Below are 26,039 nucleotides of genomic sequence, written 5' to 3'. Positions count from 1 at the left end.
TTGACCGGTGAGTGAAGCGAACGACCGTGCCGTGGAGACCGTCGAGGAAGACCCGCATGAGGGTGGCTTCCGGGCCCATACGGCCATCACCACCGAACGCGGCGGCCCCCGGTACGGCGAGTTCAGCGAACAGGTGCGCCTGCTCATGGACAACGCGCGCTATGCCTGTCCCGACGACGAGCTCGTCGACGAACTCATCGAGCACCTGACCGCCGTCAACGAGCGGCTCGCGAAGGTCCGCATCGACGAGTGGCATTCGCCGGCCGGAACCCGCATCGACCTGCCGTCGCGCGGCAATCTCACCCTCCCGCCCTATGAGGTGGTCGAGGTCACCGACGACGCCGTCGTCGCCGACCTGGTGTTCCGCGACTTCCATCTCGGCGGCAACAACGCCGCCCACGGCGGGCACATCGCGGTGGCCTTCGACGACATCGGCGGTTTCGCGTCGGCGGTCGCGGTGCAGGCCGTCAGCCGTACCGCCTACCTGAACGTGCAGTACCGCTCGATCACCCCGCTCAACACGACGCTGCGCGTGCGTGCCTGGGCGGAGCGGATCGAGGGACGCAAGGTCTTCATCAAGGGCACCATGCACGACGGTGACCGGCTGTGCGCCGAGATGGACGCGCTGTTCATCAAGCTCAATCCCGGCCAGGCCTGATCAGGGGGCCAGTCGTCGGCTGCGCACGACCGGCTTGTCCGAGCGGGACACACGCAGCGCGATGGTGACGGCTTCGTCGTCGGCGACCGGGCACAACTCGTCCATCTCACGGCGCAGAGCGGCGAGGAGATCGCCCTGGTTCTTCGACAGCGTGCGCGCGGTCGCCTCGTCGAGGGCGTACAGGAACGCCGGCGTCATGGGGTGCACGGCGTAGCCGAGTTGTTCGGCGGTCGTCCAGAGCTGCTGGACGACGAGCCCGGCCCGCAGGTAGTCGGCCGGTGTCCGCCCACGCTGGACCAGGAGCAGGATTCCCGACGCCGTGCGGACCCGGGCCGCCGCGTCCGCACCCAGTGCGGCGCCACCGCCCCATTCGTCGAGTAGGGACATCACGTCGGCCCGCCGGAGCACGTCGATCATCCCGGCCATGGCCGGCGGCAGATCGAGGGAGGCGATGTCGATCCCGGCGCCCGCGGTGGGGTCGGCGGTGAGTTCGGCGAACATCTCGCGGTGCAGTTCGGGGGTCAGGAAGCGCGCCCGGTCGGAGCGGTCGGAGATCGAGGCGAAGGTCGCGAGGCCCGTGCGATCGGCCAGCGGTACGAGTCGGGTGGCCTCGGTGTCGGCGACATCGGTGAGGCGGATCAGGTCGTCGTCGCCGAGAGGCGAACCGTCGCCGGGGCCGCGTCGGGTGCTCCGCGCGAGCAGGGCCCGGAGGTCGCGTTCGTACTCGGGAGCACGTACTCCCGCACCGACCCCCTTGAGCCGGACACGTCCGAGCACCGTCTGGTCGTCCCCGACGATCTCGATGTCGTCGAGCACGCCACGACTGGCGGCCGCGACTCGGGCGTTGTGGAGGGCGGCGCCCACCGCCACCGCCGAGGCGCGGTGCCCGACGTCGAGCGCCGAGGTGCGCGACCGGTCGAGGGCGATCGTGACGGTGTCGTCGTCGACACTGATCCGCCACGGCTGCTGGTTGCCCGCCGACGGGGCACGCGACGCAGCGTGCGTGATCAGTTCGAGGTCGGACATCTCCTCGACCGGGATCTCCCGGCGCGCGAACGACTCGGCGGCACCGGCGGATTCGCCGCGGGAACCACCGGCGGATTCGCCGCGGGGATCGGTGAGCCCGTCGAGCCAGGTGTCGCGGTCGAAGCGCACGCGCCCGGACGGCAGCGGCCTGCCCTGGACGAGGCGGCGGACCGCGGCGGCGACCGTCGCGCCGCCGAGCAGTACGTCGCCGGCCAGCTGCGGCCATGCCGTGACCGTGTGTCCGAGTTCGATCGCGGAGGCCGCCATCGACGCGGTGACCCTGGCGGGCTCGAGGACCTTGACGGCCAGCGGGGTGAGGTGTGCGCGGTCGAGGCCCACGAGGTCCTCGATGCGGAGGTCTCCGGCGAGGCCGTGGAACAGCGGGCGACCCGGTTCGAGGTCGAATCGCTCCACGTCGAGGGTTCCGCCGTCACTCGTCTCCATCAGCACCGGAATTCCCAGTTCGCGACAGCGGTGCCGCACCAGCACCTTCACGTCGAATGAGTCACACTCTTCGACGACGAGGTCGAGTCCGTCGAGGAATTCGTCGATGTTCTCCGTGGTTATGCCTTCTGTGAAAACAGTCGTCTTCAGGTAGGGGTCGATTTCCGAAATTCGACGAGAAGCGACGACAGCCTTGTTTGCGGAGATATCCAGCAATGTGGCCGGAATTCGATTCATATTGGTCAGTTCGAGGTCGTCAAAATCGGCCAGTCGCAATTCTCCGGCCAATCCTTCGAGGGCCAGGGTGAGTGCGATGGCATGACCCACGCTCAGGCCGACGATGCCGATGCGCAGATTCGCGGCGGTATCGAGGTCCGCAGCAGTCAGCTTATGCCGGTTGCGGTCTAGCCGAAGTCGACGAAAAGATCCCGGTCCGGGGATCTTTATCAGCGATCTGCGCCACGAATAGTACGCGAATCGAGGTTTTTCGGCTCGGAGAGCTGGGTCGACCGGAGGGAGGATCTCATCGAGTGCGCGCGTGGTCTGATCCGTCAGGTCCGCTCTGTCGATCGTGTCGTCGGCGAAGAGGGAAACGGGTACTTCGGACTCGGAGTACAGGATGGCGGCAGTGGTCGGCGCGGAGGGCATACCTCATCGTGACTTACTGGACTCGGCGTCGCCAACTGGGCCGATTAGCGCAGATTCTCCGACCGGAAGATAGCTTGTCGCCCCGCACAAAAACGTTCCTGTGGCAACATAACACGCGGGGTCAGGGGAGATCTCGCAACGAATTCCTAATTTTCTGGAAGGCACAATACTGCGATGAATACGACGAAAACCGCCAGTGAAGTGGTCAAGACCGGCATGCTTCGGGCCACCGCCCGGGAGGCCGGTACGGAGTACACGGTCATCGCGGCCAGCCCGCGGCGCGAGAGGGACCTGTGGGACCGGTATCTGGCCGGTGCCGCGGCGTCATACGAACGGCACGGCTGTGCGGCGGCACTCGACTACGACGAGGTCTCCTCGGGTGCGGGAACGGCGCTGTTCTTCGCTGTCCTCGACGAGACCGACCAGGTCCGCGGAGGTCTGCGCGTTCAGCCGCGGTTCAATGCCGCGGCGCAGTCGCACGCCCTCGTCGAGTGGGCCGGGCAGCCCGGTCAGGTGCAACTCGTCAACGCCATCGAAGAGCGGCTGGCGGGCGGGATCGTCGAGGTCAAGACGGCCTGGGTCGACGAGCGCTCGCCCATCGCGAGGTCCGTGGCCGGACAGCTGTCCCGGCTGGGACTGGTCATCATGGAGATGTCGGGCACCGACCACATGATGGCCACTGCGGCCGATCACGTGCTGCGGCGCTGGCAGTCGGGTGGTGGACGCGTCGACGAGTCCGTGCCGCCGACGCCGTTCCCCGACGAGCGCTACCGCACGCGCCTGATGTGGTGGGATCTCGTCCGCCTCCAGGAACACACCACCGAGGAGACCTGGCGCCGGATGCGTATGGAAGCCGACATCCTGCAATCGCCGGGGCATGCTCAGAGCCTCCCCGGGCGGGTGTCCATCTCCTCGAAGTCCCCCGGACGCTGGTAGAACACCTCGTACAGGCTCGCCGACGGCGGTGACGCCGGCGGATCCTCGGCCGCGTGGACGCTCAGCGTTCCGTCGTTCCAGATGACCGGGCCGATCGAGTCGATGACCGTGGTGTCGCGGCCGCACTCCTTGGCCCGGTACACGCACTCGTCGGCCTGGCCCAGCAGGTTTCCGATGACGTCGTCGGTGGAGCGGGCCTCGCCGCCGCGTGAGGACACCAACGGTGCGCAGACACCTCCGACACTCACCGTCACCGGCGCGGTCGCGGCCACCGCGGCGCGGAGGCGTTCGGCGCAGAGCCACAGTTCGTCCTCGTCGTGGACGACGTGGAACATCAGGAACTCCTCGCCGCCGTATCGGCACACCTCCGAGCCGACCGGAGCGTGTTCGCGGATCGCTGCGGACGCGGAGAGGAGGACGCCGTCCCCGGCCAGGTGACCGTACTCGTCGTTGATCCGCTTGAAGTGATCGACGTCGAGCAGCAGGATGCCGATCCGTCCGGTGGACGAGCGCGCAGCCGACAACAGCTGCGAGGCCCGGATGAGGAATCCGCGACGGTTGAGCAGGCCGGTCAGCGGGTCGATTCCGCACAGCCTGGTCTGCTGATCGAGAACGGCCTCCATGGACTTGCGCAGCGCCACCACCAGGAACACCGGCACGATGATGATCCCGAACAACGCGCCGAAACTGATCAGGAACGTAGGACCCGAGTCCGCGAGGTTCAAGAGCACGGCGGCCGCGCATGCGATGGCGATCGCCAGGTGAGAGAGGATCAGCCGGGTGGACGCGGTGATCGCGCCGATGGCCGGGATCGCCGCCACGATGGCCAGCACGAGCGCAGCGGCCAGGGGGTTGGCGAGGATGAGCGACGTACCGCCGATCCCGGCGATCCCGAGTCCGCCGAGGACCGCGAATTCCCGGTCCGTCAGCCGGCGACGCAGTGCGGTCACGGCGAACACCAGGGCGATGAACGACCAGATGGCCATCAGGAGGCCCATCTTCCCGGGTTCCACGGTGTCGGGTGCGAGCACGGCGATGAGAGGAAGGGGGAGAACGCCACCGGTGCTGATCAGCGTTGCCATGGAGCGCGCGTCGTAGCGGCGCATCACATTCCTGATCAAGGCCATACGCCGGGACCGCTTTCCGTCGGTATGGCCGCGCAAGCGGCCACGGGAACTCCGAAGATGATTTACGAGAACGAAATCGTAACTTGAACTAACGAATCCTGAGTGGCGTCGCACCCAGGACTCGGGTCAACCGTACCAGTCGTTTCCTAGCCTCTCTAATTGATTCGGTGATGAGATGAAAAGCAAATGTGGTTGCGTGGCGTCGGGAATTGGTCACCTCGTGTCCCTCGCTGTCCCACTGTGCGAGATCGGCGCCGGGCTCGGCCGAATCGGATAATAGTCAAGCGACGCCGGAGGTCATCGGATACCGAGGCCGAATTATACGTTCCGACCCAGGGGTGGCGCGCGGCGTCGTGATTGCCGACACTAACCGAAACGGTCGATTCGTCAGGCCGAATCCGATGATTTGTGGAGACTCCTGGCCGCGTCGCGCAGTGCCGAACGGGGGTCTCGACGAGTAAAGTCTCGCCCACAAGAGGGCGTGGCGACCGGGCCGCGGTCGGGGGATCGGACGAGAACAGATGACGGAGTGTTGAACCGCGGTGCAACGGTGATCGCGGTCTCGGTCGACCCCTATCACCGTGCTGTCGTCGCCTATGGGCATGGGGCGGCCGTATCGATCGCCGAACTGTTCGTCGAGCAGGTCCTGATGCCGATCAGTCCGCGCGCCCGGTTCGAGCGCCGGTCGGACCTGCACTGGCTGATCTCCCTGTCGTCGGAGGACGGTGGTCACGATGCCCTGATCGACGCTGCCCGCCGGAAACTGGGTGCGCACACCGTCAGCGACGGGGACCGCAGCGGATTCCTCGATGTCTGCATGGGCGTCGCCGTCGGCGCCGACCTCGAGTCGGTCTGCGATGAGGCGGATCTGGTGCGGCACGCCGACGCCGCCCTGTGTGTCGCCCTCACCCGGCGGGTGCACGTCGAGTTCGCACGTTCGAGCATGGTGCGGCAGATCAGTGCGGAGGTCGACCTCGCGGCGTGGCTCACCCGGTCGGTCGAGCGGGACTTCTCGGTCTTCTACCAGCCGATCGTCGCGATGCCGGACCGGCGGGTGGTCGGGTACGAGTCGCTCCTGCGGTGGCACACCGAATCAGGAGTGCTGTCTCCCGACGCGTTTCTCGCTGTGGCCGAGGGTATCTCGCTCCTCGCGCCGATCGGCCGGCACGCGATCGGGGAGGCCATCCGGGATCTGGCCACCGACATCTCCGACCTCGCCGGGGAGGAGGCCTTCGTCTCCCTCAACCTCTCCGCGCAGCAGCTGTCCGACGACGGTCTCGCTTGCTTCCTCGACGGCCTGATCCGCGACCACGGCGTCGATCCGGCCCGGGTCTGGATAGAGGTCCGAGAGGACCAGGTCATCCGGCTCGAGACCTCCGCGGCCCGCACCGTCAACGCGCTGCACGATCTCGGGTGCACGATCTGCGTCGACGATCTCGGTGCCGGTTTCTCCGCCCTCCGATATGTGCGGGATCTGCCCGTCGACGTCCTGAAGGTCGATCGCACGCTGATCGCCCAACTCGTCCACAGTCATTCCGATCGTGCTGTGGTGCGGGCGATCTCGGAGATGGCGGCGGCCACCGGTCTGCGGATGGTGGCCGAGGGCATCGAGAGCGACGACGTGCTCGGGGTCCTCACCGAGCTCGGCTTCGACTATGCGCAGGGCTTCTTCTTCGGTCGGCCGCAGCCGCTCGCCACGTGGGCCGGCAGGTAGCCCGGTCGTCAGGCTTCTGCAGACCAACCGGCCGGTTCGCCGTCCCCGGCGAACCGGCCGATTTGATGTGTCCTCCCGATGATGTTGCGGGAGAGGGATTTCGGACTACGTGACGGTTCCGGTCTCGATGGCCTGCGGACTGCCGGTGCTCTCCACCTCGATCCGACGCGGCTTGGCCTTCTCGGCCACCGGGATGGTCACGGTGAGCACGCCGTTGTCGTAGCGGGCGGAGATGCCGGCGCTGTCGATGGAGTCGCCGAGCGTGAGTTGGCGTCGATAGGTTCCGGAGAACCGCTCGCTGGCGAGCCACTGGACGCCCTCGTCGGACGGGGTGCTCCGCTGGGCGGACAGCGTGAGTACGCCGTTGTCGACGCTCACGTCGATCGAGCCCGGGTCCGCTCCGGGTAGGTCGGCGATGAGCACGTAGTGATCCTCGACCTTGTAGAGGTCCAAGGGCATGAACTTCGGTGTACGCGCGGTCCCGGCAGCCGAACCGGTCAGCATCCCCCGGGCCCAGGCATCCATGTCGGAAAAGGGATCGAAACGCAGCACAGCACTTCACCTCCTGTCTCACAAGGCTGCTCGCCACTCGTCCGGCGAGCAGCTCAACGCTGTACTGACACCGAAGATAGCACCGGATCCCGCGCTCGTCTAGCACTCTCCGACCGAGAGTGCCAGATTTTTTCCGGAGCGGCGGCGGCCGCTCGAATCAGCCGAGTTCGGTTGCGTCGATGGTGAATCCGGCGTCGCGGAGGCGGTCGATGAGGGCGTCGCCCATGGCGGCGGCTGTTGTCAGGACACCGGCTCGGGACGGGAGGCGATCGCGGTCGAGTGCGAGCGCGAGTGCGCTCTCGGCGAGCATGACCGCGGTCGCCTTGTAGCCGGGGTCGCCCTGGGCGCGCATCTGCGACCGGTAGCGTCGGCCGGTGCTGGTCCGGGTGAACGTCTCGACCACGAAATACCCACTGTTGCGGGACTTCTCGCTGGGTCCGTCGCCCGGTTTCGGGAGGGCGCGGTCGAGGAGGCGGCGGGTGGGGCCGAAGCTCATGGCACCCATGAAGACGCCGGTGCCCACGGCGACCGCACCGGCGGCGAGGGTCGACACGGCCGGCACGCCACCCACGTTCATCGTCTCCGCGTAGTGGAAGTTCGAGCCGTAAGCGTTGTCCAGCAAGACATTCGACCGCCGCACGATCCGGGTGTTGTGGGCCGCCATGAAGAACGGCGCGAGAGTTCCGCGCAGCGACGGGTCGACCTTCTTGGCGCTGATGATCGACAGGTCGCTCGGCTCGTCGGACAGGCCCGCCCGGGGGATCTCGCCGGGGCCGCTGGACAGGGCCTGCGGATTGAGCATCAGGCGTCGGCTCTGCGAGTTCTTGGCCTCGTCGGCGATGACCCGCATCGAGTCGATGGTGCCGCCGGACAGGCCGCCGCGCATCGACTTCACCACGAGGGTGGTGTCGGTCATCTCACCGGCCGCGTCCTCGGTGACCTTCTTGTAGAGCGCGTAGGTGGTGATGTCGGACGGGACGGAATCGAATCCGCAGGAGTGGACGATCCGCGCACCCGACGCGACGGCGGTGTCATGCGCCTTGTCGATGGAGTAGCGGACGAACGGGACCTCGCCGGTGAGATCGACGTAGTCGGTCCCCGCGGTGGCGGCCGCGACCACGAGCGCCTCGCCGTACTTGAGGTAGGGGCCCACCGTGGTGCAGACGACCTGCGTGCGGGCGACCATCGCGTCGAGCGCGGCCGGCGAGTTGGAGTCGGCGACGATCAGCGGCCAGTCGTGGGCCCGCAGGGGCAGACGGTCGCGGACCTGCGCGAGCTTGGACTCGTTGCGGCCGGCGAGCGCGACCTTGGTGCCGATGGGGGCGTGGTCGGCGAGATAACGCGCGGTGATCTCACCCACGAAGCCGGTGGCACCGTAGACGACGACGTCGAACTCGCGGCCGTGCGAGCCGGCTGCGGATGTGTTCTCGGATGTTTCGGTGTTGGATTCCCCGCTCATCTCTCCGACCTTACGTGGGACTCCGGTCACATGTGACCGGAGAGTCAGTTGCGCCGTCCGCCGCCTCGTCGGGACGCGGCCCGGGCGGCGAACGGCGCCACGAAGAGCATGAGCAGCACCCGCAGGATCTGGGCCGCGACGACGAAGGCGACGTTGCCTCCCGCGCCGGTGGCCGCTGCCAGGACGGCGTAGATGCCGCCGGGGGTGGTCGCGAGATAGCAGTCGAACATCGACTCGCCGGTCCATGCCGACAATGCGACACCGAGCAGGGCGCAGCCGACGCCGATGGCGAGGATGAGGGCGAGCGCGTGGGGCAGGACGCGTCCGATCGCCCGCAGGCGCTCCATGGTGAAGCCGAGCCCGGCCTGCCAGCCGATCAGCGCGTAGGCCACGGTGAGCAGGATCGGGGAGACCGCGGCGTCGCCGGCGATGCCGGTGAGTTCGGCGGCGGTCGACAGTGCGAGCGGGCCGAGCAGACCGGCGGCCGGGAGACGGAGAAGCCGTCCCACGGGGATGCCCACTCCCAGACACACCGCGAGCAACAACAGTCCCCACGCCTGATCGGTCCAGGACGCCGGGACGATCTCGATCGCGCCTTCTCCGGCGCCGAAGACGAGAGACGCCACGAGCGGGATGGTGACGGTGACCAGCGCGACCCGCAGGTACTGGATGACCGCGACCATCCGTTCGTCGCCGCCGAACTCGCGGGTGAGCGCGACCAGGCCGGAGGCGCCGCCCGCCACGAGTGCGAGTGACCCGGTGAGCGGGTCGACGTCGCGATGCAGCCCGAGCAGCGCGCCGCAGATGACGGAGATGGCCAGGGTCGCGATGCCGATCACCAGGACCGGGAACCACGACGACCCCAGTCCGCTCACCGTTTCCGGTTCGGCCATCGTGCCGATGTAGACACCGAGCACACCCTGGGACGAGACGAAGGCCCAGCGCGGCACGATCGGGGCGTCGGGGTCGTCGTCGGAGACGCGGCGCCGGGGTGCCCGGCCGGCGATGGCCAGCAGGCCGGCGACGGCGAGACCGGCGAACAAGGCCGCCGCGTCGACGTCGAACAGTTCCAGGATCAGCGTCGCGGCCGCGGTCAGAAGGGCCAGCAGTGTCCAGCGACGCATTGTGCCCACAGTAGGGCAGCACCCAGGCGGGTGCGGCGCGAGGCCGGGAGGATCCCGGGCGCGGTCAGGCGGGCTGCGCGGTGCCCAGGCTCAGTGCGCCATGGGGTTTCGGAACCCCCGGCTGATAGAACGCGTCGACGGTGCCGAGTGTGAAACCGGCCGCCGTCAGTTCGGCTCGTACGTCACGGGTCAGGTGACAGCCGCCGACGAGGCGCTTCTGGATCGGCTCGAGGCGGTGCTGCCAGCGACGTACCTTCTCGTCGGGCGCGAGACCGTGTTCGAGGAAGCCGAGGGTGCCGCCCGGACGCAGGACACGGCGGATCTCGGTGAGGGCCGCGCGCAGGTCGGGGATCGTGCACAGCGTGAACGTCGACAAGGCGGTGTCGAAGGACTCGTCGTCGAACGGCAGTTTCTGGCCGTCGAGCCCGGAGCGCTCGATCGGGACCGACGACCCGGCGACCCGATCGGCGGCCATCCGCCAGCCGACGTCGGAGGGCTCGACCGCCGCGACCTCGGTGACCGTATCGGGATAGAGCCCGACATTGAGACCCGAGCCGAAACCGACCTCGAGCATCCGCCCGCTCAGCGGGGCGCAGGCGCGTTCCCGCAGCGGTGTCAGGGCGGACATCCCGCACGCCAGGTGGACCAGATGCGGGACGACGCGGTCGTCATAGAATCCCACGTGACCAGCGTAACGCCGCTCCCGGCGCATCGGAGGCGAGTTCGAGTCCCTAGGCTTGAGGAATGAATCGACCGGGTCCGAATCCCTCGACGCTTCAGGCGCGGGTCATCGTCGACGAGCTGATCCGGGGCGGCGTGCAGGAGGCCGTGCTGTGCCCGGGCTCCCGGAACGCGCCGCTGGCCTTCGCGCTGCACGCCGCCGACACCGCGGGCCGGCTCCGGCTGCACGTCCGCATCGACGAGCGGTCGGCGGGGTACCTGGCACTGGGACTGGCGGTGTCGTCGAAGGAGCCGGTGCCGATCGTCATGACCAGCGGCACCGCCGTGGCGAACATGGGTCCGGCGGTCTTCGAGGCCAACTACGCACGGGTGCCGCTCGTGGTGATCAGCGCCAACCGGCCCTATGAACTGCTGGGATCGGGCGCCAACCAGACGGTCGAGCAGTTCGGCATCTTCGGCACCCAGGTGCGTGCCGCCATCAGTCTCGGTCTCGCCGAGCAGGACCTCGACACCAACAGCCAGTGGCGGTCGGCCGTCGGACGCGTGCTCGCCGCCGCACGCGGTGCGCGCACCGGCAACGCCGGCCCGGTCCAGTTCGACATCCCGCTGCGCGAGCCGCTGGTTCCCGACCCGGACGAGGTCGGGGACGATGATCTGGGCTCCTTCGCGGGCCGTCCCGGAGGCCTTCCGTGGACGCAGGCGCCGGTCGGCAAGCTCGACGTCCCGCTGCCCATCGACCTGTCGCTGGACACCGTGGTGGTGTCCGGGCACGGCTCCGGCGAGCATCCCGCGCTTGCCGGTGTGCCGACGGTCGCCGAACCGACCGCGCCGCATCCGGCGACCCCGCTGCACCCGCTGGCCCTCGACTCGCTGCGGCCGCGCCAGGCGATCATCTGCGGTCGGCCGACCCTGCATCGCGGGGTCTCGCGGCTGCTGGCCGATCCGGAGGTGCGGGTCTACGCGCTCACCACCGGTCCCCGCTGGCCCGACGTCTCGGGCAATGTCTACGCGACCGGCACGCGCATCGAGGTCGTCGGCGAACCGCGGGAGGACTGGCTCAAGGAATGCGCCGCGGTCCAGGAGCGAGTGGCCGGCGCGGTCGAGGCGGAACTCGACGAGCCCGGTCCGACCACGGGACTGCACGTCGCCCGCGCCGTCAGCGCCGCGATGGCGCCCGGTGACCAACTCGTCGTCGGGGCGTCGAACCCGATCCGCGACATCGCGCTCGCCGGGCGGGTCGCCGAGGGCGTGCGCGTGCTGTCCAACCGCGGTGTCGCCGGGATCGACGGGACCAACTCGACGGCCATCGGCGCTGCTCTGGCCCTCGACCATGAGCGGCCCGGGGCCCGGACCATCGCCCTCATGGGCGACCTGACCTTCGTCCACGACGCCACCGGCTTGGTCATCGGACCCGGCGAACCGCGGCCCGATTCGCTGCGGATCGTCGTGGCGAACGACGACGGCGGCGGGATCTTCGGACTGCTCGAACAGGGCGACCCGCGGTACAACACCGGGCAGTACGCGGGCGCCTACGAACGCGTCTTCGGAACCCCGCACCGCACCGACATCGCGTCGATGTGCGCCGGGTTCCACATCCCGCACCGGCGGGTGGACGTCGACGACCTGCGCGCAGTGCTGGCCGAGGAACCGGCCGCCGGCGGGATCGAGGTCGTCGAGGTGGCCACCGATCGGGAGCGGTTGCGGTCGGTGCACGGGGCGATCGCGGCCCGACTGCGAGGGTCGGCGAACTAGCCGCGCGACGGCGGTCGGTGTCCCCGGCAGGGCGGCCGGTTACCCTGAACGGCATGAATCCGGTGATCCAGCGACGCGTGCAGCTCGGACTGCTCGTCGTCGGGCTGACCATCACCGCGATGGCGCTGTCACTGGTCGCCGGGTGCTTCAAGAACGACTCGGCGATCGAGTCCAGCAAGGCCACCGTGATGGCCGAGGTCGTCTCGGTGGACGCGCTGCACGCCGCGGTCGACTTCCAGACCCCCGACGGCTCGTTCCACAGTCCGCGCTTCGGCCTGCTGTATCCCACCGAGCTCAGCGAGGGACAACGGATCAGCGTCGAATATGCCGCGTACAACCCGGATCTCGCGCGCCCGACCGGACGCACCGCGATGCTCTCGATCATCCCCGGGCTGTCCGTCGCAGTCGTGGGCTGGGTGGTCGTCGGCCTGCTTATGGTCGGGGTCGCGGAGTTCAGCCGGCGCATGACCCGCCGGAATGCCGCGAACTCCGACGATGTCCAGGACGCCGACGAAACCGGGAACTCCGACGAGGCCGGGAGCGCCGACGACGCCGCGGATGACGCGGTCGGCGAGGAGTCGCTCAGCCCGCGATGACCGTCATGGTCCCTCCGGAGATCACGAGGGCCTCGTCGTCGCGCAGGAAGTGCAGCGGATGGTCGGCGAACTCCTGTCGCGTCCGGTCGATCCGTCCGCGCCCGCCGACGGTTCCCTCCGCATGCGGCACGACCGTGACTTCGATGAGTTCGAGTCCGACGGTCGAGGTCAGGGGTGCGGCTTCGGCTGGGTCGTCGAGCAACGCGAGAGGTCCGATGTCGGGGCCGGTGACGGCCGCCCCGGCACTGACCCCGATGTAGGGCAGACCCAGGCGGACCGCGTCGACGAGAGGGCGGTCGGCGCCCGCGTGGCGGAGCGCGCCGAGCAGATGGAAGACGTTGCCGCCCGAGACGAACACCGCATCGATCTCGCCGAGCGCCCGGGTGAACGTGGCCGCCGGGACGAGTTCCGGATCGACGTCGACGACCTCGAATCCCTGCTCTCGCAGCGCGGCGCGGTCGAGGTCGAGCCAGGCCTGGTCGGGGTAGATCGACGACGCGGTCGGGATGAAACCGATGCGGGCGCCGGCGCCGACCCGGGGGACGAGGAAGTCGCGTACCGGCGTGAGCCACCGGCTCAGCAGCAGTAGGTCCGTGTCGGGCACACGTCCACTGTGCACGACGACCGCGTGGGCGGGTCGTCGGGAACCCGGTGCCGGGAATTCACCGGGTGTTGCGCGTCGTGTCACGCCGAACTCCTGCGGGCGCCAGACGGGGAGAGCAGGGTCGGGCCATGCGCGTCGCGATCGTCGCCGAGAGCTTCCTTCCGCAGATGAACGGGGTGGTCAACTCCGTCCTGCGGGTCGTCGAGCATCTGGAGTCCACCGGTCATGAGGTGGTCGTCATCGCCCCGGACACGCCGCGGGGTGCGCCGAGCGGGCCGCGGATGGTCGGGCGTTCGACGCCGGTGCACCTGCTGCCGTCGGTGCGGGTGCCGCGGGTGACGTCGTTGCCGGTCGGCGTGCCGTCACCGCTGTTGTACCGCGCGCTGCGCGACTTCGCGCCCGACGTCGTCCACCTCGCGTCGCCGTTCGTGGTCGGGGCGGCGGGCGCAGCGGCGGCCCGAGCGCTGGGCGTGCCGACGGTCGCGGTCTTCCAGACCGACGTCGCCGGGTTCGCGGCGTCGTACAAGCTCGGCGCGGTCGAGAAGGTGGCGTGGCGATACACCCGCCGGCTGCACGAGATGTGCGATCTGACCCTGGCGCCGTCGAGCGAGACCATGACCGCCCTCGCCGCGCGCGGGGTGCCGCGACTCCGGCGGTGGGGGCGCGGCGTCGACCTCGGCCTGTTCTCGCCTGACCGGCGGAGCGATGCGCTGCGGACCGGGTGGCTCCACGATCGTGAGGATGCGCTGGTCTGCGGGTTCGTCGGGCGACTGGCGCCGGAGAAGCACGTCGAGCGGCTGGCCGGCCTGGCCGGGGACCCGCTGGTGCGGCTGGTGATCGTCGGCGACGGTCCCGAACGCGCGCGACTGGAACGGCTCATGCCGGACGCGGTGTTCACCGGCGAACTCCGCGGCGAATCACTGGCCTGCGCGTACGCCTCGTTCGACGTCTTCGTGCACGCCGGCGAACACGAGACGTTCTGTCAGACGATCCAGGAGGCGATGGCCAGTGCACTGCCGGTCATCGCGCCCGACGCCGGCGGGCCCCGAGATCTGGTGTCGCCGTTCCGTACCGGATACCTGCTCGACGTCGGGCGATTCGAGGACACGCTGCCCTCGATCGTCCATTCCCTGCACGACGACGCGGTGCGCGCGGCGTTCGGCCGGGCTGCGGGGCAGGCGGTGCGGTCACGGACGTGGCCCGCGGTGTGTGCGGAACTCGTCGGGCACTACCGGTCGGTGACCGGTGCCGGCGTCGCGGCCGAGTTCGACCGGCCTGCCTGATCGTCGCCGAGTGCGTCGGGGCTGTCCGCGCGCCGGCGCGTTCCGACGACGAACGACAATGCGGCCGCGATGACGCACAGCACGGCGCCGCCCCACCACGCGTAGGTGTAGGTGCCGAAGGAGTCGCGGATGGCGCCGGCACCGATGGCCGCCGCCGCGGCGCCGACCTGATGGGACGCGAACACCCAGCCGAACACGATGGTCCCTCGTTGACCGAACAGTTCCCGGCACAGGGCTGCGGTGGGCGGCACGGTCGCGACCCAGTCGAGTCCGTAGATCACCACGAACATGATCATGCTCGGGTGGACGGTCTCCGACAGCAGCCACGGGAGCAGGAGGAGGCTCACTCCACGGAAACCGTAGTAGGCGACGAGCAGCTTGCGGGGATCGAATCTGTCGGTCAGCCAGCCGGAGGCGATGGTGCCGGCGATGTCGAAGACGCCGACCGCGGCGAGCAGTCCGGCGGCGACGGTCGTCGGCATGCCGTGGTCGTGCGCCGACGGGATGAAGTGGATGCCGATGAGTCCGTTGGTCGTCGCCCCGCAGATCGCGAAGGCGATCGCGAGCGCCCAGAACGACCACGACCGCGACGCGAACGCCAGGGCTTCCAGCGCGCGGGAGAACGCGCCGCCGGTGGCGTCGGCGGGCGGCGTGTAGGTGTTCGGATCGGCGCCGTAGGGGAGGACGCCGCGGTCGGACGGGTGGTCGCGCATCACGGCCCACACCAGCGGCACGACGACCAGCGCGGCCGCCGCGATCACCAGGGAGGCCGCGCGCCAGCCGGTGGACTCGGCGAGAGACGCGACGGGCGGCAGGATGATGAGCTGCCCGGTCGCCGACCCGGCGGTGAGCACGCCCATGACCAGGCCCCGTCGCTCGACGAACCAGCGCGTGGAGACGGTCGCGGCGAGCACGAGCGCCATCGACCCGGTTCCGGTGCCGATGAGCAGACCCCAGAACAGCAGCAGCTGCCACGACGCCGTCATGAACACGCTGCCGCCCGCGCCGCAGGCGACGAGCACCAGTGCCGCGGAGATGACCTGCCGCATCCCGAAGCGATCCATGAGTGCCGCAGCGAACGGCGCGATCAGTCCGAACAGGAGCAGGTTGATACTCACGGCCAGCGACATCACGCTGGTCGACCACCCGAACTCGTGGTGCAACGGCACCATCAGCGCACCCGGCGCGGCCCGGAATCCGGCCGCACCCAGCAGCGCGAGGAAGGCCACCGCGGCCACCCACCAGGCGGGATGGATGCGGTGGTCGCGGCCTGCGGAGCGGTGTCCGGAAGATGGGGCTGTGCTCACTCGACGATGATCCACTGCGCCCGCAGCGTCGGGACCGTCCGGGGGTCGCCGGTGCGGCGTACCTCACGACCGTCGCGACGTCGGCGCGCGGTAGCGTGACCCCCATGGCATCGACGGGCGCGAACCCACCGCAGCGGGCAAGTCTGGAGAAGGATCCGGCCGAGGTCGCGGCGATGTTCGACGGCGTCGCCCGACGCTATGACATCACCAACACGGTGCTGTCCTTCGGGCAGGATCGCGGCTGGCGCAAGAAGACCCGTAAGGCGCTCGATCTGCGCCCCGGGGACATCGTCCTCGACCTGGCGGCGGGAACGGCCGTGTCGACCGTCGAACTCGCCTCGTCGGGCGCGCACTGCGTGGCGGCCGACTTCTCACTCGGCATGCTGAAGGCCGGCGCGCACCGCGACGTGCCCAAGGTCGCAGCCGACGCGCTGTCGCTGCCGTTCGCCGACAACTCCTTCGACGCGGCCACCATCTCCTTCGGCCTGCGCAACGTCAATGACGTCCCGACCGCGCTCGCCGAACTGCGTCGTGTGCTGAAACCCGGTGGGCGGCTGGTGATCTGCGAGTTCTCCACGCCGACTCTCAAGCCGTTCCGCACGGTGTACATGGAGTACCTGATGAAGGCGCTGCCCGCGGTCGCGACCAAGGTGTCGAGCAGCCCGGCCGCGTATGTCTATCTGGCCGAGTCGATCCGGGCCTGGCCCGACCAGTTCGCGCTGGGCGACCTCATCCGCGAGGCCGGATTCGACCGGGTGCGCTGGCAGAACATGACCGGCGGGATCGCGGCGATCCACTCCGCGCGCGCCTGATCCGCCCCGCTCCCTGAGGTTGAGCGGCGGTGACCCCCTCGCTCCCTGAGGGCGAGCGAAGCGAGCCACGACGGGTCGGCGACGTCATCTCACCAGGCCTTCGAGGCTCGTCGCTTGCGCTCCTCGCGCCTCAGGCAGCGAGGGGAACGGCCGCCCGCGAAGCAGCCCTGGTCGCTCCCTTGCATCAGGAACCAGCAGCCTGCGGTGCTTCCTCGGCGAGGAGGTCATGCGGCACCGGGCATCCGGTGGGCGGCGTTGCAGCAGAGCTCTTCTCGGCCTTCGGGACCGGGCAACCCGGACTGAAGGTGCCGAGTTCCTCGAGGCGGTAACCGTTGGGGTAGCTGCGGATCTGCTTGGTCTGGCGGCCGAACAGCGGCTCGGTCCGCGGCGGGAAGAACAGCCGGATCGCGAGACCGCGGGCCTTCAGGCCGCCGCGCACCAGGATGCGTTCGACGAGGGTCGGCTTCGGGTACTTGAACGCGGTGAGGAGGCGATCGTCCATGAGCGCGAACGACATCCGGCGCACCACTGCGCGCGGGAGCAACTTGTAGGGCATGAAGGTGCCCATCAAGTCGAGTGTGGAGTCCGCGACGGCGAGGGCGTCGGGACTGAAGGCGAAGTTGGCCGTCTCGTAGTCCTCGTAGAACTGTTTGAAGCCCGCGTAGGTCTCCGGGATGTCCTTGATGCCCATGAGCTGCCCGATGCGGCGGTAGTAGTTCGTGAGTCCGCGGATCTCGTGGTTGGTGAGCTTGCGCCACTCGTAGGCGTTGACCCACTCGACCGGGCACACCACGAAGGTCGCCAGCACGTAGAGGAAGTCTCCGTTGGAGATGTCGTACATACCGTGCATCTGGTTGATGCGGCGGATGCCGGCGCGACCCAGTGGGCTGTCCACGCCGTGCTCGATCGGGGCGTCGAGCAGGAGGACCGTGTCGTCGTAGCGCTTCTGCGTCGACTCGGTGAACTGGCTCGTCTTGTACAGCAGGTCGCCGATCGACGGCACCGCGTACGTGCGGAACAGCGCGAAGCTCAGGGCCTGGGTGATGCCCCAGGGGAACTCCTGGGTGCCGAGTGCCCGGGCGATGGCCGTCGGGTCGTTGTCGGCGTCCATGCGATCGATGTCGCCACGCAGGTGATAGCGCTGTGCCACCCGGTTCTGGACGGCGTGCTTGGCGCGGGTGGCGAGAGTGGATGCAGTGGACATCTTCCATCTCCTGGGTCGACGGTGGTGATGATTGTTGCACGGGTGTGGTGGGCGCCACACTGTTGGAACAATACCGCCTCGATGTCTCTTCGGGCACCCCGGGTGGGGAGAGGTCGCAGATTTGCCGCGCGGGCGCTTCCTTCCCGCCTGCCGGTTTCCCTCGCGCTTGTCGGGTAGGGCCCGCGCGAGGGAGGCAGCACCGCGGGAAGGAAGCGGGCACGCGGCAGTTCAGGCGAACGGCGGCCGCGGATCGATGCGGCTGGAGATGCGGCCGACGGTCCGCCAGGCGCGGGCCACGAGGTCGGCGTCCTCGTCGGTGATCAGGTTGCCCATGACGCGGACGACGAGCGACATCAGCTGCGGCGACCGGATGCCGGGGCGGCCGAGCGTGGGCACGGCCTGCGGCATCGTGAGAAGTCCGGCGAGGCGTCGGGCGGCGGAGAACGCGAGCCCGTAGTGGCCGACGAGGATGTCGCGCCAGCGGTCGGTGTAGTCGTCGGCGCCGAGGAGTTCGACGGCCAGGCGCGCGGTCTCCATCGCGTAGTCGATGCCCTCGCCGTTGAGCGGGTTCACGCAGGCGGCGGCGTCGCCGATCAACACCCAGTTGCGGCCCGCGACACCGGTCACCGCACCGCCCATCGGCAGCAGGGCCGAGGCGATCCGGACCGGCGGTCCGTCGAGTGCCCACTCGTCACCGACCATGGCGGCGTAGTGCTCGAGAATCGGCCGAAGTGCCATGTGCGCCGGTCGTTTCGACATGGCGAGTGCGCCGACCCCGACGTTCACCAGCCCGCCGCCCGCCCCGCCGAGCGGGAACACCCAGCCATAGCCGGGCAGGAGTTCGCCGTCGGGCCCACGCAACTCCAGGTGCGAACCCATCCAATGGGAATCGGCCCGCGCCGAGGGTGCATAGGCGCGCGCGGCCACGCCGTATGCGGTGTCCCGATGCCATTCGCGGCCAAGGGATTTACCCAGACCGGAACGTACGCCGTCGGCGACGATCAGGTCGCCCACGCGGACGGTGTGCGTGGCGCCGCCGGAGGAGAACGTCACCGCGGCCACCCGATCGCCGTCCATCGTGACGTCGACGGCCTTGGCGCCCTGAACCATTCGGGCGCCCGTGCGCACCGCGTGCGCGCGGATCGCGTCGTCGAACTCGGTGCGTGCCACGGCGCTGCCGTACGCCGGGAAACGTCCCGACGGCCAGCGGACCTGCTGGCGGGCTCCCCACCCGTTGAGGAGCAGGCCGTCGATGCGGGGCCGGTCGGCCACCAGTGTTCCCAGACCGAGTGCGTCGAGTTCGGCGATGGCGCGCGGGGTGAGTCCGTCGCCGCAGGTCTTGTCGCGCGGGAACACCGCGGCGTCGACCAGGACGACCTCGCGACCGGCAGCAGCGGCATGCGCGGCGGCCGCCGACCCGCCCGGTCCGGCGCCGACCACCAACACGTCCGCGTGGTCGGGGAAGGAGGTGGCATCCGGGGGCGTCGTTTTCTCAGCGCTCACCCGAACAGTATGTCCGTTGCCCTGACCCGATAGGCTCGGCAGGCAAGGTGGGGCGACGAGGACACTCGGGCATCCGCCCACCGCATATTTGCCGGATCAGACGAGATGGGGCGGCATAGCTGTGAAGTCCACATTCGCCGGGTTGGACCTGGTATCGGATGAGTTCGCCGACACGGTGCGCTCCTCGTTGCAGAAGGTCGAAGACCTGCTGCTGAGTGAGCTCTCATCCGGGGACGACGTCATGACCGAGGCCGCGACCCACCTGGCCAAGGCCGGCGGCAAGCGGTTCCGGCCGATGTTCGCCATCCTGGCCTCGCAGTTCGGGCCGCGGCCCGAGTCGGACGACGTGATCACCTCGGCCACCGTGGTGGAGATGATCCACCTCGCGACGCTCTACCACGACGACGTGATGGACGAGGCCTCGATGCGCCGCGGCGCCCCGAGCGCCAACGCCCGCTGGACCAACAGCATCGCCATCCTCTCCGGCGACTTCCTGTTCGCCCGCGCCTCGCGCCTGGTGTCGACGCTGGGTCCCGATGCGGTGCGCATCATCGCCGAGACCTTCGCCGAACTCGTCACCGGCCAGATGCGGGAGACCGTCGGCGTCAAGCCCGGCGCCGATCCCATCGACCACTACCTGCAGGTGGTGTGGGAGAAGACCGGCTCGCTGATCGCCGCCGCCGCCCGCTTCGGCGCGATGGCCTCCGGCGCGACCTCCGACGACATCGAGCGTCTCTCCAAGATCGGCGACATCGTGGGCGTCGCCTTCCAGGTCTCCGACGACATCATCGACATCAGCTCGGTCTCGGTGGAGTCGGGCAAGACCCCGGGCACCGACCTGCGCGAGGGCGTCCACACCCTGCCGGTCCTCTACGCACTCACCGGCGACGACGCCACGTCGGCGCGGTTGCTCGAGCTGCTCGTCGGTGCCGACGGCGGATCACGCCCGCTCACCGACGACGCCGAGGTCGCCGAGGCACTCGAGTTGCTCGGCTCGTCGGCCGGTATGGCCGCCGCGCGGGCCAAGCTGCAGAGCTTCGCCGACGAGGCCCACGCGATGCTCGCCGAACTGCCGGAGACCCCGGCCCACAAGGCGTTGTCGTCGTTGGTCGACTACACGATCGACCGCGTCGGGTAGGGGGCTTCGACGCGGTGCCTCGCTGCGCTCAGTACCGGCTCAGCCGGCGGTAGGTGCGGGGCTTCGACGCGGTGCCTCGCTGCGCTCGGTACCGGCTCAGCCGGCAGGGGGCGTGCCTCGCTGCGCTCGGTACCGGCTCAGCCGGCAGGGGGCGTGCCTCGCTGCGCTCGGTACCGGCTCAGCCGGCGGGGGGACGCCGCGTATCGAGGTCAGCGCCCGTTGCGAGCCATCTCCTGGAGCCGCCGGATGCGTTCGGCGGTCGGCGGGTGCGTGGAGAACATCTTCGCCATCCGGTCGCCGGCCCGGAACGGGCTCTCGATCATCATGTGCGACTGCGCGGCGATGTCGGGCTGCGGCGGCAGCGGAGCAGCCTGGACGCCGCCGGAGATCTTCGCCAGCGCCGACGCGAGCGCGAGGGGATCGCCGGTCAGCTCGGCACCTGATTCGTCGGCCTGGAACTCGCGGGAACGCGAGACGGCCATCTTCACCAGCGTGGCCGAGATGGGGCCCAGGAATGCGATGAGGAGCATCGCGAGCGGATTGGGACCGTTGCCGCGGCCGCCGAACGCGCCCATGAACATCGCGAAGTTGGCCAGACCGCTGATGACCGCGGCCATCGCGCCGGCGATCGAGCTGATCAGGATGTCGCGGTTGTAGACGTGTGACAGCTCGTGGCCGAGCACCGCCCGCAGCTCCCGCTCGTCGAGCAGCTGCAGGATGCCCGTCGTGCAGCACACGGCGGCGTTCTTCGGGTTGCGGCCCGTCGCGAAGGCGTTGGGGGATTCGGTGGGGGAGATGTAGAGCGCCGGCATCGGCTGGTGGGCGGCGGTCGCCAGTTCACGCACGATCCGATAGATGACGGGCGCCTGCAGCTCGGTGACCGGCTGTGCGTGCATCGCCTTCAGCGACATCTTGGCGCTGTTGAAGTACACGTAGGCGTTCATGCCGACGGCGACGATCACCGAGCCCCACAGGATCAGGGGACTCTGGAACAGTGCACCGATTCCGACGATGATCGCCGACATCACACCCAGCAGGGCAGCGGTCTTCAATCCGTTGAGATTCATCGGGGTTCCTCGTCTGTCGGGCGCCGGAATCGGGGGAGGGCGCCTCGTTCATTCAAACGACGCAGCAAGCGTTTGGGTTTCCGACTGCCTGCTCTGCGATCTTGCACACATTTCACCGCTGCCGGGCGTCGCGGCTCGGTGGGGGTGAAGCGACACATCCCCGCCCGGCAGGTCGCGCGGGCGGGGATGGGTGTCGCGAGGGTCAGCGGTAGTTGACGAACTGCAGGGCGATGCCGAAATCCTCGCCCTTGAGCAGCGCGATCACGGCCTGGAGGTCGTCGCGCTTCTTGCTCGAGACGCGCAGCTCGTCGCCCTGGATCTGCGCCTTGACGCCCTTCGGGCCCTCGTCGCGGATCTTCTTGGAGATCTTCTTCGCGTGTTCGGAGTCGATGCCCTGGACCAGGTTGCCGCTGATCTTGAACGTCTTGCCCGACCCGACGACATCGCCGGCGTCGAACGCCTTCAGCGAGATGTCGCGACGGATCAGTTTCTCCTTGAACACCTCGAGGCCGGCCTGCGCGCGCTCCTCGGCGTCGGAGGTGATCACGATCGTCTCCTCGCCGGACCACTCGATACCGGTGTTGGTGCCACGGAAGTCGTAGCGCTGCGACAGTTCCTTGGCGGCCTGGTTGAGGGCGTTGTCGACCTCCTGGCGGTCGATCTTGCTAACCACGTCGAACGATGAATCAGCCATGTCCGACAGGTTATGTCATCGCCTCGGCACGATCGGGCTCGTGGCGGGGTTTCGACGTGGCTCAACCGGCAGAAGGACGGGGCTCAACCGGCAGAAGGACGTGGCTCAACCGGCAGAAGGACGGGGCTCAACCGGCAGAGGGGCGTGGCTCAACCGGCAGAGGGGCGTGGCTCGACCGGCAGAGGGGTGCGGCGGGTTCTCGGCGACCTGCCAAAACTGTCGCGCTGACCAGCCGGTTTGCATGCGGACGTATGGTTCGTTGTATTCTTCACCGCGTTGTTCCAACGACCGTCACGACGGCCGTCAGAGCAGCACGGCAGGTTGCCCGAGCGGCCAAAGGGAGCGGATTGTAAATCCGTCGCGCAAGCTACATAGGTTCGAATCCTATACCTGCCACGACGTGGTCGACGTTCATGAAAACTGCAAAAAGACGGTCGCTGACCTGCGATTTGTCTAGCACGGACATGAGTGTGTAACCTCGTTAAGGCCCTCGAGCAGCGATGCTCGGGGCACGCCCCCTTAGCTCAGTCGGCAGAGCGTTTCCATGGTAAGGAAAAGGTCGACGGTTCGATTCCGTCAGGGGGCTCGCTGGACGACAAAGTCCGCGGGGCGGTGTAGCTCAGCTGGTTAGAGCGCACGACTCATAATCGTGAGGTCGAGGGATCGAGTCCCTCCACCGCTACACATCGGGTCCGACCGGAACCGAGCGCAAGGGTCGCAAGCCCTGAGGGAACTGCCGAACCCGACCACGTACCACCCGAAAGAAGGCAATCAAGTGGCCTCCTCAACAGATGTTCGCCCCAAGATCACCTTGGCATGCGAGGTGTGCAAGCACCGTAACTACATCACCAAGAAGAACCGCCGCAACGATCCCGATCGCCTCGAGATCAAGAAGTTCTGCCCGAACTGCGGCAAGCATCAGGCGCACAAGGAATCGCGCTAGACACGCCTGTCGGCGATTCCGGTACAAGAACCAGCACACGGGCTGCCTCTGCGAAGAGGCGGCTCGTTTTGCTTGTTGGCGGGCCGTTAGTCGCCCGGCGCAAGGTGCTTCGCAAAACTAAATAAACTCAACGAGACAACACGCGCAGCGCGGCGCGGGTGGGTCGTCGATGACGGCCCACGTAGTCCGATCGGGCCCCTCCCGATCGGTCATGCGAAGGGAGCAGTAGTCACATGTCAGACGCGAGTGGAACAGACCTCCAGGAGCGGATCGCCGAGTCGAGGAACGGCGGTGTGAAGCTCACCCCCGAGGAGATCGCCGCGCACACCCAGTCGCTCGTCGGCTTCCACTACACCGTCGACGACTACTACGAGATCGGCCGCGAAGAGGTCCGCAAGCACGCGATGGCCGTGCAGGACGCGCACCCCACCCACTGGAGTGAGGAAGGCGCCCGCGAGTTCGGTCACGACACCCTGATCGCCGCTCCCACCTACGTCTCCGTCCTGGGCATCATCGCGCAGCGCAAGCTGTTCGAGGACGTGATCACCGGCTACGACATGTGGCAGATCATGCAGACCGATCAGCGCCTTGTCTACCACCGGCCGATGAAGGTCGGGGACCGGCTGATCTGCGACGTCTCGCTCGAGTCGTTCCGTCACGTCAGCAGCCCCGAGATGATCGACCTGATGGTCACCAAGAACGTCATCTGGAACCAGCACAACGAGCCGGTCATGACGACCTGGACGTCGCTGGCCGCGCGGCCCGGCATGGACGTCGACCCCGAGCTCGAGGCCTCCCTCGATCACGTGATGATGAAGATCGACGCGATCGGCGATCCCGGCCACACCGTCAAGGCACCGGCCGGCCGCTACGAGCTGCCCGATCCGACCAAGTCGCCCGACGCGTACGCGGCGGTGAACTTCGACACCCTGTCGGTCGGTCAGGAACTGCCCGCCAAGCGGTACTTCCTCACCCGGGGCAATCTGTCCAACTACGCCGGTGTCGCCGGCGACCCGAACCCGATCCACTTCTCCGACCACGTGATCAACGCGGCCGGAATGGATGACGTGGTCGCCCACGGAATGCAGACGATGGGCCTCGGCGCCAGCTTCGTCTCCGAGTTCATCGGCGATCCGGCCGCCTTCTGCGAGTACAACGTGCGCTTCACCAGCCCGGTGTACGTCCCGGCCGACAACAGCGCCGCCGTCGACTTCACCGGCAAGGTCAAGTCGCTCGACCCGGAGACCCGACGCGGCACGATCGCGATCACCGCGAAGCAGGACGATCGCCGGATCTTCGGCCGTGCCACGGTGGTCGTCCAGTTCAACTGACATCCGAACACACCGACGGCGGCGACCTCTGTGGTCGCCGCCGTCGGTGTTCTCGACGTAGTGTCCGAGATTGCGTCTCACGGCGTCGGCGTCGCCGGGCCGAGAAGCGGTGGTGTTGGCACGAGGGCCGGTGTCGAATACCAGCATCCGGCCCTGGCCGCGCAGGTGTGTCGGCGTCGATGTTCTGCCGCTGCTCGCCGTAGATTCCCTGCAGCGCAACGGGATACGCCTTCAGGGTGTAGTCGGGTTCCAACTCCATCGCCTTCTCCGCGGCGGCCGCGATCGGCACGTCGAGTGCCTGCCGGACCCAGATCGAAGTCGCGTGCGACATCGATCGGGTCGCGCGACCTCGGCCGATGTCGCAGATCCCGACTGAAGTCGCGTGCGACTTCATTTCGTCAGGCGCCGGAGCGTGTCGACGCCGGTCCTCCGGCGTGGCGCGGTGACGCGGAACACCCGCCGTGTCATCCGGGTACGACCGGGGAGACCAGCGTGTCCGTGCCCCGCCATCGCCGCCATTTCTGCAGGTCGCGGCCTGATGTCGTCGACCGTCGACAACGTTCCGGGGTGCGAAACGCCCGTCACGGGACTTGGGCGGACGTGCACCGTGTACGGTCGTCGATGGGAGCAGATGGAGCGCGTTTTGGGTCCACAGCCCCGGTGATCTACACTGAAGTGTCTGATTGATTCAGACTTGCGCGCTACCCAGTAGGGTGGCGCGTTGGTTTTGTCGGCGGTGAAACGCCGGTACCGGTCGCGAGGCCGGGATCGATGAGACGGCAGCGGAACCACCTCGGTGGGGAAGTCGCAAAGGGGCGTAGCTCAATTGGCAGAGCAGCGGTCTCCAAAACCGCAGGTTGCAGGTTCAAGTCCTGTCGCCCCTGCCCTGGTGAAGGGCACACGTTGACGAGAGGACCGCGAAGTTGAGCAAGCGAGATCGGGCCGCCCGCGCCAAAGAAGCCGCTGAGGGTTCTGCGGCCGATTCGGCAGCGGCTGAGCTCGACGGTCGCGACGAGGCAACCGGCGGTGCGGACGACGAGACGTCGACCGGCGCCGCGAAGGAGCTGCGTCCGTCCGGCAAGCGCTCGGCTCGTGGACGTCGCTCGTCAACCGGTGCATCCGGAACCGACGGAGACACCGACTCCGGCACGGGGTCGGCGGTAGCCGTCAAGGAACGCAAGAAGAAGAAAAAGGCGTCTGCTGAGGAGAGCCGGAATCCGTTCGTTCGGATCTGGTTGTTCCTCACGCAGGTCGTCGCCGAGCTGAAGAAGGTCATCTGGCCGACGCGGCGCGAGATGATCACGTACACGATCGTCGTGCTCGTGTTCGTCATCGTGATGACCGCGTTCATCTCCGGCCTCGACCTGGCCTTTGCCAAGGGCGTCCTCTGGTTGTTCGGCTGACCCACGCGGTGGGTGGCCGGGCGAGCGGGAGCC

Annotated in this window: 24 protein-coding genes and 4 tRNA genes; 15 read left to right on the top strand and 13 right to left on the bottom strand. The window is 68.5% G+C overall.

The genetic code is table 11. The annotated features are described in order from the left end of the window. Nucleotides 1-7 precede the first annotated feature (7 nt). On the top strand, nucleotides 8-658 hold the full coding sequence (locus BLU62_RS17975; RefSeq protein ID WP_074851154.1) for a PaaI family thioesterase: 651 nt from the start codon (nucleotides 8-10) through the stop codon (nucleotides 656-658). On the opposite strand, the gene BLU62_RS17970 is transcribed toward BLU62_RS17975, so the two are convergent. Continuing rightward, on the bottom strand, nucleotides 659-2,776 hold the full coding sequence (locus tag BLU62_RS17970) for an Rv1355c family protein (RefSeq protein ID WP_074851153.1): 2,118 nt from the start codon (nucleotides 2,774-2,776) through the stop codon (nucleotides 659-661). A gap of 174 nt (nucleotides 2,777-2,950) precedes the next feature. Between BLU62_RS17970 and BLU62_RS17965 the strand changes: the two genes are divergently transcribed. Further along, nucleotides 2,951-3,712, top strand: a complete 762-nt coding sequence (locus tag BLU62_RS17965) for a hypothetical protein (protein ID WP_084811825.1) — start codon at nucleotides 2,951-2,953, stop codon at nucleotides 3,710-3,712. Here BLU62_RS17965 and BLU62_RS17960 read toward each other — a convergent pair. Then, nucleotides 3,658-4,818 carry a GGDEF domain-containing protein gene (locus BLU62_RS17960; RefSeq protein WP_084811923.1) on the bottom strand — a complete coding sequence of 387 codons (1,161 nt, stop codon included), beginning with the start codon at nucleotides 4,816-4,818 and terminating at the stop codon, nucleotides 3,658-3,660. The two genes, BLU62_RS17965 and BLU62_RS17960, sit on opposite strands and share 55 nt — an antisense overlap. A 553-nt stretch (nucleotides 4,819-5,371) precedes the next feature. On the opposite strand from BLU62_RS17960, the gene BLU62_RS17955 reads away from it, so the two are divergent. After that, a complete protein-coding gene (locus tag BLU62_RS17955) occupies nucleotides 5,372-6,553 on the top strand; it encodes an EAL domain-containing protein (RefSeq protein ID WP_375295816.1) in 1,182 nt (393 codons plus the stop codon). A gap of 105 nt (nucleotides 6,554-6,658) precedes the next feature. Here the strand turns inward: BLU62_RS17955 and BLU62_RS17950 are convergent, their stop codons facing one another. The 4 genes from BLU62_RS17950 to BLU62_RS17935 all read right to left on the bottom strand — a co-directional run bounded on the left by BLU62_RS17950 (nucleotide 6,659) and on the right by BLU62_RS17935 (nucleotide 10,370). Continuing rightward, on the bottom strand, nucleotides 6,659-7,105 hold the full coding sequence (locus BLU62_RS17950; protein ID WP_074851151.1) for an Hsp20/alpha crystallin family protein: 447 nt from the start codon (nucleotides 7,103-7,105) through the stop codon (nucleotides 6,659-6,661). 157 nt (nucleotides 7,106-7,262) lie between these two features. Beyond that, complete coding sequence (locus BLU62_RS17945) at nucleotides 7,263-8,564, bottom strand: saccharopine dehydrogenase family protein (protein WP_074852988.1); 1,302 nt, start codon at nucleotides 8,562-8,564, stop codon at nucleotides 7,263-7,265. Between the two features lie 44 nt (nucleotides 8,565-8,608). After that, a complete protein-coding gene (locus tag BLU62_RS17940; protein WP_074851150.1) occupies nucleotides 8,609-9,688 on the bottom strand; it encodes an AbrB family transcriptional regulator in 1,080 nt (359 codons plus the stop codon). A 64-nt stretch (nucleotides 9,689-9,752) separates the two neighbouring features. Further along, nucleotides 9,753-10,370 carry a class I SAM-dependent methyltransferase gene (locus tag BLU62_RS17935; protein WP_074851149.1) on the bottom strand — a complete coding sequence of 206 codons (618 nt, stop codon included), beginning with the start codon at nucleotides 10,368-10,370 and terminating at the stop codon, nucleotides 9,753-9,755. Between the two features lie 62 nt (nucleotides 10,371-10,432). On the opposite strand from BLU62_RS17935, the gene menD reads away from it, so the two are divergent. Further along, nucleotides 10,433-12,121, top strand: a complete 1,689-nt coding sequence (menD, locus tag BLU62_RS17930; protein ID WP_074851148.1) for a 2-succinyl-5-enolpyruvyl-6-hydroxy-3-cyclohexene-1-carboxylic-acid synthase — start codon at nucleotides 10,433-10,435, stop codon at nucleotides 12,119-12,121. A gap of 53 nt (nucleotides 12,122-12,174) precedes the next feature. After that, nucleotides 12,175-12,717, top strand: a complete 543-nt coding sequence (locus BLU62_RS17925) for a DUF3592 domain-containing protein (RefSeq protein ID WP_074851147.1) — start codon at nucleotides 12,175-12,177, stop codon at nucleotides 12,715-12,717. Here the strand turns inward: BLU62_RS17925 and BLU62_RS17920 are convergent. Further along, a complete protein-coding gene (locus BLU62_RS17920; protein ID WP_074851146.1) occupies nucleotides 12,704-13,321 on the bottom strand; it encodes a Type 1 glutamine amidotransferase-like domain-containing protein in 618 nt (205 codons plus the stop codon). The genes BLU62_RS17925 and BLU62_RS17920 overlap by 14 nt on opposite strands. 128 nt (nucleotides 13,322-13,449) lie before the next feature. Between BLU62_RS17920 and BLU62_RS17915 the strand changes: the two genes are divergently transcribed. After that, on the top strand, nucleotides 13,450-14,604 hold the full coding sequence (locus tag BLU62_RS17915; RefSeq protein WP_074851145.1) for a glycosyltransferase family 4 protein: 1,155 nt from the start codon (nucleotides 13,450-13,452) through the stop codon (nucleotides 14,602-14,604). Here BLU62_RS17915 and BLU62_RS17910 read toward each other — a convergent pair. Continuing rightward, complete coding sequence (locus tag BLU62_RS17910; protein WP_074851144.1) at nucleotides 14,550-15,911, bottom strand: MFS transporter; 1,362 nt, start codon at nucleotides 15,909-15,911, stop codon at nucleotides 14,550-14,552. The genes BLU62_RS17915 and BLU62_RS17910 overlap by 55 nt on opposite strands. A gap of 104 nt (nucleotides 15,912-16,015) precedes the next feature. On the opposite strand from BLU62_RS17910, the gene BLU62_RS17905 reads away from it, so the two are divergent. After that, nucleotides 16,016-16,723, top strand: coding sequence for a demethylmenaquinone methyltransferase (locus BLU62_RS17905; RefSeq protein WP_074852987.1), 708 nt, complete (start codon nucleotides 16,016-16,018; stop codon nucleotides 16,721-16,723). A gap of 184 nt (nucleotides 16,724-16,907) precedes the next feature. Here the strand turns inward: BLU62_RS17905 and BLU62_RS17900 are convergent, their stop codons facing one another. After that, nucleotides 16,908-17,927 carry an oxygenase MpaB family protein gene (locus tag BLU62_RS17900; protein WP_074851143.1) on the bottom strand — a complete coding sequence of 340 codons (1,020 nt, stop codon included), beginning with the start codon at nucleotides 17,925-17,927 and terminating at the stop codon, nucleotides 16,908-16,910. A 228-nt stretch (nucleotides 17,928-18,155) separates the two neighbouring features. Beyond that, nucleotides 18,156-19,430, bottom strand: a complete 1,275-nt coding sequence (locus tag BLU62_RS17895; RefSeq protein ID WP_074851142.1) for a geranylgeranyl reductase family protein — start codon at nucleotides 19,428-19,430, stop codon at nucleotides 18,156-18,158. Between the two features lie 121 nt (nucleotides 19,431-19,551). Here BLU62_RS17895 and BLU62_RS17890 point away from each other — a divergent pair, with 121 nt between their 5' ends. After that, nucleotides 19,552-20,568 (top strand): polyprenyl synthetase family protein, encoded by a 1,017-nt coding sequence (locus BLU62_RS17890; protein WP_074851141.1) that lies wholly within the window; start codon nucleotides 19,552-19,554, stop codon nucleotides 20,566-20,568. A gap of 209 nt (nucleotides 20,569-20,777) precedes the next feature. Here the strand turns inward: BLU62_RS17890 and htpX are convergent, their stop codons facing one another. Further along, the gene (gene htpX / locus BLU62_RS17885) at nucleotides 20,778-21,635 is read right to left on the bottom strand and encodes a zinc metalloprotease HtpX (protein ID WP_074851140.1); all 858 of its coding nucleotides are present in this window, start codon (nucleotides 21,633-21,635) and stop codon (nucleotides 20,778-20,780) included. A 202-nt stretch (nucleotides 21,636-21,837) separates the two neighbouring features. Continuing rightward, nucleotides 21,838-22,329, bottom strand: coding sequence for a YajQ family cyclic di-GMP-binding protein (locus tag BLU62_RS17880; protein ID WP_074851139.1), 492 nt, complete (start codon nucleotides 22,327-22,329; stop codon nucleotides 21,838-21,840). Nucleotides 22,330-22,644: 315 nt separating this feature from the next. Here BLU62_RS17880 and BLU62_RS17875 point away from each other — a divergent pair. The 5 genes from BLU62_RS17875 to BLU62_RS17855 all read left to right on the top strand — a co-directional run bounded on the left by BLU62_RS17875 (nucleotide 22,645) and on the right by BLU62_RS17855 (nucleotide 24,603). Next, nucleotides 22,645-22,725 (top strand) — tRNA-Tyr (locus tag BLU62_RS17875). Between the two features lie 117 nt (nucleotides 22,726-22,842). Continuing rightward, nucleotides 22,843-22,915, top strand: a tRNA-Thr gene (locus BLU62_RS17870). A 22-nt stretch (nucleotides 22,916-22,937) separates the two neighbouring features. After that, nucleotides 22,938-23,011 (top strand) — tRNA-Met (locus tag BLU62_RS17865). A 93-nt stretch (nucleotides 23,012-23,104) separates the two neighbouring features. Then, nucleotides 23,105-23,272 (top strand): 50S ribosomal protein L33, encoded by a 168-nt coding sequence (gene rpmG, locus BLU62_RS17860; RefSeq protein WP_003929651.1) that lies wholly within the window; start codon nucleotides 23,105-23,107, stop codon nucleotides 23,270-23,272. 233 nt (nucleotides 23,273-23,505) lie between these two features. Next, nucleotides 23,506-24,603, top strand: coding sequence for a fused (3R)-hydroxyacyl-ACP dehydratase subunits HadA/HadB (locus tag BLU62_RS17855; RefSeq protein ID WP_074851138.1), 1,098 nt, complete (start codon nucleotides 23,506-23,508; stop codon nucleotides 24,601-24,603). On the opposite strand, the gene BLU62_RS32895 is transcribed toward BLU62_RS17855, so the two are convergent. Beyond that, nucleotides 24,596-24,934 (bottom strand): hypothetical protein, encoded by a 339-nt coding sequence (locus BLU62_RS32895; protein WP_159441560.1) that lies wholly within the window; start codon nucleotides 24,932-24,934, stop codon nucleotides 24,596-24,598. The two genes, BLU62_RS17855 and BLU62_RS32895, sit on opposite strands and share 8 nt — an antisense overlap. 480 nt (nucleotides 24,935-25,414) lie before the next feature. Between BLU62_RS32895 and BLU62_RS17845 the strand changes: the two genes are divergently transcribed. Both BLU62_RS17845 and secE read left to right on the top strand, forming a co-directional pair. Continuing rightward, nucleotides 25,415-25,487: transfer RNA gene (locus tag BLU62_RS17845), tRNA-Trp, on the top strand. A gap of 39 nt (nucleotides 25,488-25,526) precedes the next feature. Continuing rightward, complete coding sequence (gene secE, locus BLU62_RS17840) at nucleotides 25,527-26,006, top strand: preprotein translocase subunit SecE (RefSeq protein ID WP_074851136.1); 480 nt, start codon at nucleotides 25,527-25,529, stop codon at nucleotides 26,004-26,006. Nucleotides 26,007-26,039: the final 33 nt, after the last annotated feature.

This window comes from Gordonia westfalica (assembly GCF_900105725.1).
GTDB classification, from domain to species: domain Bacteria; phylum Actinomycetota; class Actinomycetes; order Mycobacteriales; family Mycobacteriaceae; genus Gordonia; species Gordonia westfalica.
Note: the sequence above shows the minus strand (reverse complement) of the source record. Positions and strands in the feature narration are given on the sequence as shown.

Excerpts from the sequence above, each read along its gene's own strand:
- BLU62_RS17965 (WP_084811825.1), top strand. The coding sequence starts at position 2,951 with ATGAATACGACGAAAACCGCCAGTGAAGTGGTCAAGACCGGCATGCTT.
- BLU62_RS17905 (WP_074852987.1), top strand. The coding sequence starts at position 16,016 with ATGGCATCGACGGGCGCGAACCCACCGCAGCGGGCAAGTCTGGAGAAG.
- menD (WP_074851148.1), top strand. The coding sequence starts at position 10,433 with ATGAATCGACCGGGTCCGAATCCCTCGACGCTTCAGGCGCGGGTCATC.
- BLU62_RS17915 (WP_074851145.1), top strand. The coding sequence starts at position 13,450 with ATGCGCGTCGCGATCGTCGCCGAGAGCTTCCTTCCGCAGATGAACGGG.
- BLU62_RS17960 (WP_084811923.1), bottom strand. The coding sequence starts at position 4,818 with ATGCGCCGCTACGACGCGCGCTCCATGGCAACGCTGATCAGCACCGGT.
- BLU62_RS17925 (WP_074851147.1), top strand. The coding sequence starts at position 12,175 with ATGAATCCGGTGATCCAGCGACGCGTGCAGCTCGGACTGCTCGTCGTC.
- BLU62_RS17945 (WP_074852988.1), bottom strand. The coding sequence starts at position 8,564 with ATGAGCGGGGAATCCAACACCGAAACATCCGAGAACACATCCGCAGCC.
- BLU62_RS32895 (WP_159441560.1), bottom strand. The coding sequence starts at position 24,934 with ATGTCGCACGCGACTTCGATCTGGGTCCGGCAGGCACTCGACGTGCCG.
- BLU62_RS17880 (WP_074851139.1), bottom strand. The coding sequence starts at position 22,329 with ATGGCTGATTCATCGTTCGACGTGGTTAGCAAGATCGACCGCCAGGAG.
- BLU62_RS17855 (WP_074851138.1), top strand. The coding sequence starts at position 23,506 with ATGTCAGACGCGAGTGGAACAGACCTCCAGGAGCGGATCGCCGAGTCG.
- htpX (WP_074851140.1), bottom strand. The coding sequence starts at position 21,635 with ATGAATCTCAACGGATTGAAGACCGCTGCCCTGCTGGGTGTGATGTCG.
- BLU62_RS17900 (WP_074851143.1), bottom strand. The coding sequence starts at position 17,927 with ATGTCCACTGCATCCACTCTCGCCACCCGCGCCAAGCACGCCGTCCAG.
- BLU62_RS17940 (WP_074851150.1), bottom strand. The coding sequence starts at position 9,688 with ATGCGTCGCTGGACACTGCTGGCCCTTCTGACCGCGGCCGCGACGCTG.
- BLU62_RS17970 (WP_074851153.1), bottom strand. The coding sequence starts at position 2,776 with ATGCCCTCCGCGCCGACCACTGCCGCCATCCTGTACTCCGAGTCCGAA.